This is a genomic window from Bradyrhizobium sp. CB1717 (assembly GCF_029714325.1).
Taxonomy (GTDB): Bacteria; Pseudomonadota; Alphaproteobacteria; order Rhizobiales; family Xanthobacteraceae; genus Bradyrhizobium.
This window is the reverse complement of record NZ_CP121666.1, coordinates 7,654,560-7,667,401: the sequence shown is the minus strand read 5'-3', so window position 1 is coordinate 7,667,401 and position 12,842 is coordinate 7,654,560. Positions and strand designations below refer to the sequence as shown.

At 58.2% G+C, this 12,842-nt stretch carries 10 protein-coding genes; all 10 read left to right on the top strand.

Annotation, left to right across the window (positions count from 1 at the left end; translation table 11 throughout):
* Nucleotides 1–8: 8 nt before the first annotated feature.
* The 10 genes from nodC (at nucleotide 9) to nifA (ending at nucleotide 12,767) form a co-directional block, all read left to right on the top strand.
* The gene (gene nodC, locus QA649_RS35735) at nucleotides 9–1,385 is read left to right on the top strand and encodes a chitooligosaccharide synthase NodC (protein ID WP_283021297.1); all 1,377 of its coding nucleotides are present in this window, start codon (nucleotides 9–11) and stop codon (nucleotides 1,383–1,385) included.
* Between the two features lie 11 nt (nucleotides 1,386–1,396).
* On the top strand, nucleotides 1,397–2,020 hold the full coding sequence (nodS, locus tag QA649_RS35730) for a nodulation methyltransferase NodS (RefSeq protein WP_283021296.1): 624 nt from the start codon (nucleotides 1,397–1,399) through the stop codon (nucleotides 2,018–2,020).
* A gap of 13 nt (nucleotides 2,021–2,033) precedes the next feature.
* Nucleotides 2,034–3,743 (top strand): nodulation protein NodU, encoded by a 1,710-nt coding sequence (gene nodU / locus QA649_RS35725; protein ID WP_283021295.1) that lies wholly within the window; start codon nucleotides 2,034–2,036, stop codon nucleotides 3,741–3,743.
* 8 nt (nucleotides 3,744–3,751) lie between these two features.
* Nucleotides 3,752–4,666, top strand: a complete 915-nt coding sequence (nodI, locus tag QA649_RS35720) for a nodulation factor ABC transporter ATP-binding protein NodI (protein ID WP_283021294.1) — start codon at nucleotides 3,752–3,754, stop codon at nucleotides 4,664–4,666.
* 3 nt (nucleotides 4,667–4,669) lie between these two features.
* Nucleotides 4,670–5,458, top strand: a complete 789-nt coding sequence (locus QA649_RS35715; RefSeq protein WP_100235588.1) for an ABC transporter permease — start codon at nucleotides 4,670–4,672, stop codon at nucleotides 5,456–5,458.
* Nucleotides 5,459–5,781: 323 nt separating this feature from the next.
* A complete protein-coding gene (locus tag QA649_RS35710) occupies nucleotides 5,782–7,809 on the top strand; it encodes a carbamoyltransferase (RefSeq protein ID WP_283021293.1) in 2,028 nt (675 codons plus the stop codon).
* Nucleotides 7,810–7,978: 169 nt separating this feature from the next.
* Nucleotides 7,979–9,085: a nodulation protein NodZ gene (locus QA649_RS35705; RefSeq protein ID WP_283021292.1), complete on the top strand. Its 1,107-nt coding sequence runs from the start codon at nucleotides 7,979–7,981 to the stop codon at nucleotides 9,083–9,085.
* Nucleotides 9,082–9,288, top strand: a complete 207-nt coding sequence (locus tag QA649_RS35700; RefSeq protein WP_283021291.1) for a hypothetical protein — start codon at nucleotides 9,082–9,084, stop codon at nucleotides 9,286–9,288. The genes QA649_RS35705 and QA649_RS35700 overlap by 4 nt, the downstream gene beginning before the upstream one ends.
* Before the next feature lie 633 nt (nucleotides 9,289–9,921).
* Complete coding sequence (locus QA649_RS35695; protein ID WP_283021290.1) at nucleotides 9,922–10,758, top strand: SDR family oxidoreductase; 837 nt, start codon at nucleotides 9,922–9,924, stop codon at nucleotides 10,756–10,758.
* Between the two features lie 185 nt (nucleotides 10,759–10,943).
* Nucleotides 10,944–12,767 (top strand): nif-specific transcriptional activator NifA, encoded by a 1,824-nt coding sequence (gene nifA, locus QA649_RS35690; RefSeq protein WP_283021289.1) that lies wholly within the window; start codon nucleotides 10,944–10,946, stop codon nucleotides 12,765–12,767.
* Nucleotides 12,768–12,842 lie beyond the last annotated feature (75 nt).

Genomic DNA, 12,842 nt, shown 5'->3' with positions numbered 1-12,842 from the left:
GAGACCTTATGGACCTGCTCGCTACAACCAGTGCTGTCGCTGTTTCGTCTTATGCGCTGCTCTCGACGATCTACAAGAGCGCGCAGGCGCTTTATGCCCAACCGCCGGCGAATTCATCGCTGCAGGACAACCTGGGACGATCGGAAGCGGTCCTTCCCAGTGTAGACGTCATCGTACCGTGCTTCAACGAGGATCCAATCACGCTCGCCCAATGTCTGGAGTCGCTTGCGAGTCAAGACTACACCGGAAAGCTACAGGTCTATGTAGTCGACGACGGATCTGCAAATCGCGACCTTGTCGCGCCTGTACACAAAATCTATGCGAACGATCCGAGGTTCAGCATCATCTTGCTGGCGAATAACGTTGGAAAACGCAAGGCGCAGATCGCCGCCATACGCAGCTCATCCGGTGACTTGGTCCTCAACGTTGACTCGGATACGATACTTGCCGCCGACGTCGTCACGAAGCTTGTATTGAAGATGCACGACCCGGAAGTCGGTGCGGCCATGGGTCAGTTGGTAGCGAGCAACCGCAGCCAAACCTGGCTGACCAGGCTGATCGATATGGAATACTGGTTGGCATGCAACGAGGAGCGCGCGGCGCAGGCGCGTTTCGGTGCCGTCATGTGCTGCTGCGGCCCATGTGCCATGTATCGTCGCTCGGCGCTCGCCTTGCTTCTCGATCAATACGAAGCCCAATTCTTTCGTGGGAAGCCGAGCGATTTCGGCGAGGATCGCCATCTAACGATCCTCATGCTCAAGGCGGGATTTCGAACGGAATACGTCCCGGACGCGATCGCAGCAACAGTCGTCCCGGACAGCCTTGGGCCATATCTACGCCAGCAACTCCGCTGGGCGCGCAGTACCTTCCGGGACACGTTCCTTGCATTACGCCTGCTGCCAGAGCTCGATGGCTATCTGACGCTAGACGTTGTCGGGCAAAATCTCGGCCCGTTACTTCTCGCCCTGTCATCACTGGCTGCGCTCGCACAGCTCCTAATCGCCGGCTCTGTACCCTGGTGGACGGGATTGACGATTGCAGCAATGACAATGGTCCGCTGCAGTGTGGCAGCCCTTCGTGCTCGCGAATTGCGGTTTCTCGGCTTCGCGCTCCACACACCGATCAATATCTTTCTCTTACTTCCTTTGAAGGCCTATGCGCTTTGTACCTTGAGCAACAGCGATTGGCTATCGCGCAAGGTCGCCAATGTGCCGGCCGAAGGGGAAAAGCAGTCTGTCATCCTGCACCCGAACGCTGGACGACATGCTGCAAGCAAAAGGGGAATGTCTGGAACAATTCATAAGGCGGGGCTTTCGAGCCCTGAATCGAGCCGGACGGCAGCGAAGAGTGTTTGCGGTTGCGATCGTTCGACCGCCTGCAAGTAGGTGATAGGCGCATGATCCCGGACGCAAACCATCAGCTATTGGAGCGAGAGTTGTCTGCCGACGATCCATGGCGCCTCGACAGTAGTTCCTTCGAGCAGGAGCGATACGCGCAAATGCTCCGGATGTCGCGTTGCAATGGAGGCGTTGCGTGTGCCCTCGAAGTGGGATGTGGAGCCGGTGCATTCACCGGCATGCTGGCGCCGCTATGCGCACGACTCACTGTGGTCGATGTCATGCCGCAGGCCATCGAGCGAGCGCGACGACGGACCAGGAAGTGGTCGCATATCACGTGGGTGACCTCCGACATCCAGCGGTTCTGGACCACCGAGCGGTTCGATTTGATTGTCGTGGCCGAAGTTCTTTACTACCTCAAGGACATTGTCGAGATGCATGCGGCTATCCGCAACCTAGTGAGTATTCTTGCGCCAAATGGCGCTCTGATTTTCGGGTCTGATGCCACATGTCAACGATGGGGCCATGCTGCTGGTGCCGAAACGGTGATCGCTCTCTTCAACGAGAGCCTATCGGAGGTGGAGCGTCTGCATTGCCACACCGAGTCGGTCAACGAAGACTGCTTGATCGTCCGGTTCCGGAAGCCGGGTCATTCGTCAGAACAATCAAACGTCGGCCACTAGACCAGGGGATCGTATGCGCATCTGCGGCATCAAGTTGACACATGACGGGGCAATTTCTGTCGTCGAGGACGGGCGGCTTGTCTTTTGCACCGAGCAAGAGAAGCGCGGCAACAGTCCACGCTATCAATCCGTCGAGAATCTCGATGCAGTCGTGCTCGCCTTGGCGGAGCATGGCCTGGATCCGCGGGATATCGATCAGTTCGTCATCGACGGCTGGGATGGGGAGATTGAGTCGCAGTTCCAGGTCCTAAGTGGCGCTGTGCCGATCGCGCTGAAAGGGGCGCCGTATGTCGAGCGCCATGCTGAGGGCCTTCTTGATTCCGTCGACGGCTTTGGCCTGATCCTCGGAGGCAAGGTGTTTCCCTATAAGAGCTACCCGCACGTCACGGGCCACGTCGCGTCAGCATATAGCACCAGTCCCTTTGCCAGTGCGGGAAAACCCGCGTTCTGTCTGGTATGGGACGGCAGCATCTTTCCGCGTCTTTACTATGTGGAACCCCGGGGGGCACGGTTCATCGCATCCCTGTTTCCGATGATCGGCCATGCCTATGCTGCCGCGGGCCTTCACTTCGGCCCTTACAGGCAGCCGAACCGCTCCAGTTGGGATTTAGGCATCGCCGGCAAGCTGATGGCTTATATCGCACTTGGTTCTGTCGACGAAAGCATTGTGGCAGTGTTTCAGGAGCTCTATGAAAAGCGCTTCGCCGCTGACACGGAGCAGGCTCGTCGCTACCGCGCTCACATCAACAATGCAGAATCGTCGCTTGCAGCTGTGCACGACTTCTTCGAGGCAAGCTCCTTGCGCCTGACGGCCAAGCGAGCGGAGGACGTCCTTGCGTCGTTTCATGTGTTCGTGGAACGTCTTCTTGTCAAGGAAATGGCAATGGTTCTGCTGCGATATTCGTCGCTTCCAGGAGCGCGAAATCTATGTATCGCCGGAGGTTGCGGTCTCAATATCAAGTGGAACAGCGCGCTTCGTGCGGCGGGATTGTTCGATGACGTTTGGGTGCCGCCGTTTCCGAATGACAGCGGCTCGGCAATCGGCGCTGCTTGCGGGGCGATGGCGGCGCAAAATGGCTTCGGGCCATTGGAATGGTCAGTCTACAGTGGTCCGGACCTGCAGGACAGCGAGCTTCCGCCGGATTGGGAGGCGGCGCCATGCAGTCTGCGTGAACTTGCGGCGATTCTGGCCGACAACAAGCCGGTCATCTTCCTTTCCGGGCGCGCCGAGCTTGGGCCGCGGGCGTTGGGCGGCAGAAGCATTCTTGCAGCGCCGACCTCCACGGCGATGAAGGATCATCTCAACGACATCAAGCGGCGCGAGCACTTCCGGCCAGTGGCGCCGATCTGTCTGGAGGATCGCGCGCCAGAAATTTTCAGCCCAGGTACGCCAGATCCTTACATGCTGTTCGATCACCAGACCCGGGCGGAATGGCGCGACAAGGTCCCCGCTGTGGTCCATCTTGACGGCTCCGCTCGGCTGCAGACAATCTCCCGCAACTCTCCGCACAAAATCGCCGCGCTTCTCGCCGAATTTGAGCAACTCACGGGGATACCGCTGCTCTGCAACACGAGCGCCAACCTCCACGGACGGGGATTTTTCCCGGATGCTGCCGCGGCCTGCCAATGGGGGCGTGTCGAGCATGTGTGGTGCGACGGCGAGCTCTGGACCAACAAGGTGGTAAGGAAGCCATTGTCGGCCGAGCGACTTCTGTCAGCCTAAGAGTGACCATGTCCACCGTAGCAATCGAGCTTGCCGGCGTGAAAAAGTCATTTGGCGACAAGGTCATCGTCAATGAACTATCGTTCTCGGTTGCGCGCGGAGAATGCTTCGGCCTGCTTGGCCCAAATGGAGCTGGCAAGAGCACGATTGCGCGTATGCTCCTCGGCATGATTTCGCCGGACGCAGGCACGATTACGGTCCTCAATGAGCCTGTGCCTTCCCGCGCTCGTGTGGCGCGTGTGCGCATCGGCGTGGTGCCGCAGTTCGATAACCTTGAACTCGAGTTCACCGTTCGAGAGAACCTGCTCGTGTTTGGTCGCTATTTCGGCATGAGCGCTCGCAAGATCGAGGCGGTCGCGCCATCGCTGCTCGAGTTTGCGCGCCTCGAAAGCAAGGCCGACGTGCGCGTCTCCGAGTTGTCCGGCGGCATGAAACGGCGGTTGACGCTGGCGCGTGCGCTAATCAATGACCCGCATCTGCTCGTGATGGACGAGCCGACGACTGGTTTGGATCCGCACGCCCGCCACCTGATTTGGGAACGTCTGCGAGTTCTGCTTGCGCGGGGCAAGACGATTCTCTTGACCACTCACTTCATGGAAGAGGCCGAACGCCTGTGCGATCGGCTGTGTGTCCTCGAGGGTGGACGCAAGATCGCCGAAGGCAAGCCGGACGGCCTGATCGATGAGCATATTGGCTGCAACGTGGTCGAAATCTATGGCGATGATCCACATCAGCTCTGCGAGTTGATCAGGCCGCATGCACGCCACATCGAAGTGAGTGGAGAGACGCTCTTTTGTTATACACCATATCCGGACCAGGTACGCGTGAAACTGCGCGGGCGAGCGGGCCTTCGTATTCTGCAGCGCCCCCCTAATCTCGAGGACGTGTTTTTGCGGCTGACCGGGCGCGAGATGGAGAAGTGAGCGATGGGTGAAAGTTTTGCGGCGGTGATGCCCGCGAACGCGTACAATTGGATTGCGGTATGGCGTCGGAACTTCCTAGCATGGAAGAAAGTCGCACTTGCATCGATTCTCGGCAACCTCGCAGATCCCATAACCAATCTGTTTGGCCTCGGCTTTGGCCTTGGACTGATCGTGGGGCGCGTTGAGGGGACGTCGTACATAGCGTTCCTGGCAGCCGGCATGGTCGCGACCAGCGCCATGACGTCCGCCACCTTTGAAACCATGTATGCAGCCTTTGCACGCATGGACGCCAAGCGCACCTGGGAAGCAATCCTCTCCACTCAGCTCACGCTTGGCGACATCGTTCTGGGTGAACTGGTGTGGGCGGCCAGTAAGTCCGTTCTGGCCGGAACAGCGATCGGGATCGTCGCTGCCACGCTGGGTTATGCGTCATGGCCATCCATTCTGTATGCGATGCCAACAATCGCCCTTACTGGCCTTGTCTTCGCCAGCCTTGCTATGGTCGTCATAGCTCTTGCGCCAAGTTACGATTACTTCGTGTTTTACCAGACACTTGTTCTCACTCCTATGGTGTTTTTGTGTGGCGTGGTCTTTCCGGCGAGCCAACTGCCCGGCTCATTTCAGCAGTTCGCCGGTTTGTTGCCTCTCGCACATTCGGTCGACCTTATTCGCCCAGCGATGCTCGAGCGCGGCGCCGACAGCGCTGCCCTGCACGTAGGTGCGCTCTGCGTTTATGCGGTCTTGCCCTTTTTCGCGTCGACAGCACTATTTCGACGCCGCCTGCTGCGTTGACGTGATTTCAGCGAAAATGGAGAAAGTCACATCGATGCAATGTCACGATGCGTTCTGCGGCAGCTCGGGATGACCCGGTCTGTCACAGCAGCTGCTTCAATGGCCTTAAGAGGCCCCGATCGAGCAAGGTCTACGGCCGTCTGTTCGGTCGATCGGTGCGGACGCCAGCACCGGTACTTTCTGAGCGCCTGTCGCTAGGCGCCGAGACGGACTTTGCAAAGTTGTGTGTGCTGCCTGGCCCGCGCACCCGACGGAGCGTGACTGTAAAGATTGGATAGGTGGGACGCAGTTGGCGTTCCCGTCATGGTCAAATGGAGAACGGGATGTTGTGCCTGGGAGTGAGTGGCGGTCTTGACAGAATCTATGAAAGCTCGCCGGAGCTGCCGAATACATTTCTTCACGATGGCGCTGCGGTTCTTGTGCAGGATGGCCGCGTGATTGCTGCTGTCGAAGAGGAGCGCCTCAACCGCGTCAAGCACTCCAACAAGTTTCCGAGCAATTCGATCCAATACTGCCTTTCTACCGCAGGAGTTGAGCTCGGCGAGATCGACCGTATCGCGTTCTACGCGACTGAAGCCTACTGCAACACCATGCTCGAGCGTCTTTCTGTTTCTCAGCCCGTTCCGTTGGACGCCAAACTGTTGCTGCGCCAGCTGCTGGCACGGGAGTTCGGCGCTGAGATCGATCCGTCGCGGCTTTCCTTCGTGAACCACCACGAAGCGCATGCTGTGAGCGCGTTTGCCATGTCCGGCTTCGAGCAAAGTCTCGTTTTTGCGATCGACGGCGGTGGTGATTTTCTCTCCGGCTTATTGGCGGTGGGGTCTGGTACCGAAATTGCGCAACTTGCAAGCTTCCCAGAACATAACTCCCTGGGGCTGTTCTATCTCGAGACGATCCGATATCTCGGATACGGGTTGTTCGACGAGTACAAAGTGATGGGGCTTGCCCCGTATGGTGATCCCGCTCCCTATCGCGAGCTCTTCGCGCAGTTCTACGAGTTGTTGGAAAACGGTGGCTATCGCGTTCACCTTGATCGGATCGGTCCGGCCCTGGTCCGCAACATCGAGGTTCGGCGAAAAGGAATGCCATTCACCCAACAGCATCGAGATGTCAGCGCTTCGCTGCAGGAGGCGCTGGAGCGGATCGTGTTTCACATCCTACGGCACCATCGTGAAGCGACGGGCATTACACGCTTGTGCTTGGCTGGGGGAGTAGCCCATAATTGCACGCTGAATGGTAAGCTGCTTTATTCCGGGCTATTTGACGACATTTTTGTTCAACCCGCGGCGCACGACGCCGGTTGCGCGCTCGGCGCTGCGTTGATGCTGTCAAACGAGCTGGGCAGGCCGGCGCCGCGGGAGCGACTGCCGGACGTTTATTGGGGGCCCGATCTCGGCAACGAGCAAGCCGTTGAGCATGAGCTCAACGCATGGTCAGGCCACCTCGACATTCAACGAAGTGATGACATAGCATCCAGTGCGGCAGACTGGATGGCGAATGGCGATGTAATCGGCTGGGTTCAGGGCCGCTCTGAGTTCGGCCCACGTGCGCTTGGTAACCGCAGCATTCTTGCGGACCCGCGGCCTGCGGGAAACAAGGGCCGCATCAACGCGATGGTCAAGAAGCGCGAGGGCTATCGCCCCTTTGCGCCATCTGTACTGGAGGAGGATGCGAGCGAGTTCTTTGAGCTCCCGGACGGCACGCGGCAGCTCCCCTTCATGAACTTCGTGGTTCGTGTGCGGGAAGCCAAGCGTAACGTGCTCGGTGCGATCACACACGTTGATGGGACCGCTCGGCTGCAGACAGTATCGCGCAAGGCAAACCCCACCTACTGGGATGTAATTAATGCGTTCAAGAGGCGAACGGGCATCCCAGTTCTTCTGAATACCTCATTTAACAACAATGCCGAGCCGATCGTGGAGTCCGTGTCAGATGCGATCACCACGTTCTTGACGACTGACCTGGACGGACTTGTTGTTGGGCCGTTCCTCGTCAGAAAGCGGCCAGCATCACTGCAGGATTGGAGTGTACTGGGCGTTTCATTGCCGCCGTATGCATCCCTTCATCGTGTTCGCTCCCACACAGCGCCAGATCGTCAGGAAACGGTCTGCGAGATCCGCACGGGACGTTCCGCCCACGACAGTATGCGTATCTCACATGAGCTTTTCGAGATCTTGATGCGGATCGAGGGCGAGGCGTCGCTCGGCTGGCTTCTCGACGCAACCATGCAGGACCAGGCCAAGCGTGAAGATCTCGTGAAGGAACTGCGGCTCGTGTGGGAGCTGCGGGGCGTTCGGCTGCATCCGCCGCGCGCGGCTTGCGGCTGCAATAAAGTGCAAAGCGAAACATAGCCGGAACTCATGAGCATGGTCATGCCTATGCCTGCATGTGAGGAGGCCAGCCCATCCGACGCCCGGGGGTCATCGGGCATCCGACTGAAATCGGGCACGTCGACGCAACACCGCTCAAGAAAAGACGGAAAGTGTTGCGAGAACGCGGCCCATCACGGATAGCGCTGCTATGAAGTTCTACCGACGCAGCTCGCCGGCACCGCGATTTCAGACCGTAACGTCGGACAAGATGATACGTGAGATGTCTGCAATGACGTCTCTTGTCCAACCAGTAGCCCGGGAAGAGGCAATGCAGAGCGGTTCGAAGAATGATAGGTTCGTAGTTTCCCGGCGACGCACGGGGTTCGGCGACTGCCTGTGGTCACTGGCGGCAGCTTGGCGTTTTGCAAAGCAGACAGGACGGACGCTAGCCATCGATTGGAGGGGATCTTGCTATCTCGATGAGCCATCCACCAACGCCTTTCCAGTCTTCTTCGAACCGGTTCAAGACATTGCTGGCGTGCGGGTGATTTGCGACGACAAGATCAATCAATGTTCATTTCCGGGACCATTCTTCCCGACATGGTGGAACAAGCCATCCATCGATTGCGTCTATCGCCCGGACGAGCAGATTTTCCGGGAGCGCGACGAACTCGATCAACTGTTCCAAAGTCGCAAAGATAGTGACGCCAACACGGTTGTGTGTGATGCGTGCCTGATGTGGCGCTGCGATCAGGAGGCCGAACGAGAAATCTTTCGGAGCATCAGGCCACGACCTGAAATTCAATCTCGGATTGATGCTATCTACCGCGAGCACTTTGAATCGTACAGCGTAATCGGCATCCATGTCCGACATGGCAACGGCGAGGACATTATGGGGCATGCTCCCTACTGGGCTGACCCGGAGCGCGCCTTGCGACAGGTCTGTAATGCCATTGATAAGGCTAGGGGGTTACCCCACGCAAAACCCATGAAGGCTTTCCTGTGCACGGACAGCGCGATCGTCGTTGAGAAGGTTTCGACTATATTTCCTGATGTTTTCACGATTCCAAAACAGTTCCGGGCACCTCAGGCCGGCCCATTGCACAACGCCGCGCTCGGAGCCGAGGGCGGCGTTTCCGCGCTCATCGATATGTACCTCCTTGCGCGCTGCGATACCGTGATCCGTTTTCCCCCGACGAGCGCCTTTACGCGCTATGCGCGTCTCTTTGCCCCACGCGTTATAGAATTCGATTTGAAGGATCCGAGCCGATTGATCCTGATTGAACAAACCTCGCGAGAGCTCGTGGATTCATGAAAGTCGTAGCCCGCCTGATCGATCTGATTGCCGCTTTTTGCATCCAGCAGTATTGGCAGATCTTTTCGGGGCGGCAATTGTCTGTCCAATGTGAATCTCTGTCGCGGACTTCCACCGAAGAACAGCGCGACGCGGGGTGCGAATGTCTTCCGCTGAAGCTCGACGTCGACAACAGTGACCTTAACATGCTGCCGCCCCGGTAAACAGGTGGTAACACGTCTTCGTCTTCGACTCGGGCAGGCCGCAAGTCGAAGCTAATCGGTGGTCGGTCGCGGATGGACATATCGAAAGCGTCTCCGTTCAGCCGGCGAGTTCCGTCTTACGGTCGGTACTCGCTGGTTGAACGGGCGCTCTCGGAGATTCACTATTTTGAAGAAAGCATTCAGTGCGCGAGGTCGTGCTCCGGGATCAATCCGCCCGGCGATGTGCCAGTGCTGGACACAACAGAGCAGGGCGCGATGAAGTCGGCCGCAGTTGCGGACAAATCTAACGTACAGGTTGGTAACGTCAGCTTTCGAGTTGAAGCGGCTACTGGCGGCGGCCGCTATCTAGTCGATCGTTGCCTGACGAGAGGCGCTGGCCATTTCTTGGCTCTTCCAGTTGTGCGATCAGGAAGGAGAGCGCGGCTCGTCGCCTTATCTTCACGAAGGCGAGTGTGCTCGCGACATTGCGTAGCTGATGCACCAGCGCTGTCACAAAACACACGCAGCGTGTCTTGAACCCGCCAAGCATTCCGCGTGCGCGACATTAGGACGCAAAACGGAAGCGGATTTACATGCATCGCAGTGGCCCAAATCCTGCTACGCGTGCGGCGCGCAACAGGGGAGGAGGCGGGCGTGGGTCTGGATCTGCCAAATGACGATCTAATCAGAGGCCCGCTGCCCGAAACACATTTGGCTTGCCCCTATCAGGTCGATAAAGCCCGTGTTCATGGCGGAGAACAGAAGGCGATGTTGCTCACCGGAGCATCGCGCGGAATTGGTCATGCCACTGCCAAGCTGTTCTCGGAGGCGGGCTGGCGCATCATTTCTTGCGCGCGTCAACCGTTCGACGGCGAGCGATGCCCCTGGGAGGCAGGGAACGAAGATCATGTCCAGATCGACCTCAGCAATCATCGAATGCTGCCGCGCGCGATCACTGAGGTCAAGAAACGCTTGGCCGGTGCACCTCTGCACGCGCTTGTGAACAATGCCGGTGTTTCGCCGAAAACGCCCGCTGGCGATCGGATGACGTCGTTGACGACGTCAATCGAAACTTGGATGAAGGTGTTCCATCTCAATCTGGTGGCCCCGATCCTGTTGGCGCAGGGCTTGTTTGACGAGCTAAGAGCCGCGTCAGGATCGATCGTGAATGTGACTTCGATTGCGGGCTCGCGGGTGCACCCGTTTGCCGGCAGTGCCTATGCGACGTCGAAAGCTGCGCTTGCGAGCCTCACACGCGAAATGGCCCACGATTATGCGCCGCATGGCATTCGCGTGAATGCGATCGCGCCCGGCGAAATCAAGACGGACATGTTATCGCCCGATACAGAAGCGCGTCTCGTGCCAAGTATCCCGCTGCGCAGAGTGGGAACCCCGGATGAAGTGGCCAAGGTCATCTTTTTCCTGTGCTCAGATGCGGCCAGCTATGTCACGGGAGCCGAGGTGCCGATCAATGGTGGGCAACATCTGTGAATCGGCCGGCCTTGGCGACGCAGCTGACTTGAGCTGCAGCAGCGGTGCTTATGTTCTCCGCTGACGACGCGCGCGCAATCCGCAAAAATGCCATGAAAGCACACCGTAAGTTTACCGTCGTGCCATGAAAAGGTGTTACGGTTCTATGTCATCTCGTCAACACTTGGCGTTAGAGCGAGAGTGACATGCAAAAAGAAGCTCGCCAACCAGGACAAGGTACCAGGGAGGATGATCAAGAGAACGGAGGCCGCCTCATGCTGGATATACCTTCCTCACGTGAAAGACCTGCCTCGCAACCTGAGCCGGAGGGTAATCTCTCGGGGGAGCCGTTGCGTGAGAGCGCGCTAACCGGCATCTTCGAAATATCGAAAATACTCGCCGCTCCCTCGCGGCTCGAAGTCACGTTGGCCAACGTTGTTGGTCTTCTGCAGTCGTTTGTGCAGATGCGACACGGCATCGTCTCACTGCTCGATGACGACGGCATGCCGGACATTACAGTGGGCGCCGGCTGGAGCGAAGGCAGCGACGAACGTTATCGGATGCGATTGCCGCGGACGGCAATCGACCAGATCATCGCGACCGACAGGCCTCTTGTCGTCGAGAACGTGGCCGCCGAGCCGTTATTCAGCGCTGCCGACCGGGAAGTGCTCGGCGCCTCGGATGATATGCCAGTCTCGTTCATCGGGGTTCCGATTCGCATTGATCCGAAGGTCGTGGGTACGCTGACGGTTGACCGCATCCGCGACGATAGGTCGAGTCTCGGGCTCGAGTACGATGCACGACTGCTCGCCATGATCGCTAACCTGGTGGGACAAACAGTGAAGTTACATCGCTTGTTCGCCTGCGATCGCGAACGACTGATGGCGGAGAAAGACCGGCTACAAAAGCAAGTACTAGAGCTCAGGCAACCCGCTCGGGAGCGCAAGAAGCTACACGCCCATGGGATCATTGGGGACAGTCCAGCCCTGCGCGGGCTGCTCGAGAAGATTGCGGTTGTAGCCAGATCTAACAGCACGGTTCTGCTGCGTGGCGAATCCGGTACCGGAAAGGAACTCGTAGCCAAGGCGATTCACGAATCATCGTCCCGCGCCAGGCGCCCGTTCGTTAAGCTGAATTGCGCGGCGCTTCCTGAGACCGTCCTGGAATCCGAATTATTCGGACATGAGAAAGGCGCCTTTACCGGTGCGTTCAGCTCGCGCAAGGGGCGCTTCGAACTTGCCGACAAAGGAACGCTGTTTCTTGATGAGATCGGCGAGATCTCAGCTCCGTTCCAGGCGAAGTTGCTGCGCGTTCTGCAAGAGCAGGAGTTCGAGCGCGTCGGCAGCAACCAGACTGTTAAGGTCGATGTTCGAATAATAGCTGCGACCAACAAGAACCTTGAAGAGGCTGTCGGAAGGAGCGAGTTTCGCGCGGACCTTTACTATCGCATCAGTGTAGTTCCCTTACTGTTGCCACCTCTGCGCGAACGACGCAGTGATATTCCGCTGCTTGCGAGGGAGTTCCTCAGAAATTTCAATAACGAGAACGGCCGTACGCTGACCTTGGAGGCGAGTGCGATCGATGTACTGATGAACTGCGGCTTTCCGGGAAATGTCCGCGAACTCGAGAACTGCATCGAGCGTACAGCGACGCTGTGCGCGGGATCATCGATCGTGAGAAGTGACTTTGCATGCTGCCACGGCCAGTGCCTATCTGCGATGCTGTGGAAAGGCACGTCGGACGAGAGACCAGACCAGCCCGCACCCATGCCATCGGTGCCCGCAAAGTCCACCATTCCGCTAGCTCAGCCGACCCAGCCGGTCCAGTCTGTCGCCGGCGAACTGGCCTCACTGGGGCCTCCCGGCACAGTTCTCGTTAGTGGCGCGAAGATGGCCGACCGCGAACGGGTCATTGCGGCCATGGAAAGATCTGGCTGGGTGCAGGCGAAAGCAGCGCGCCTGCTCGGACTAACGCCGCGCCAGATTGGCTACGCGCTGAGGAAATATGGAATCGAGATAAAGCGGTTCTGAACGACGACATCGGTCGGAACTGCTACTGCGATCTCCGATAGGTAATCTCATCACAATCTGAAGGAAATGGGTCCG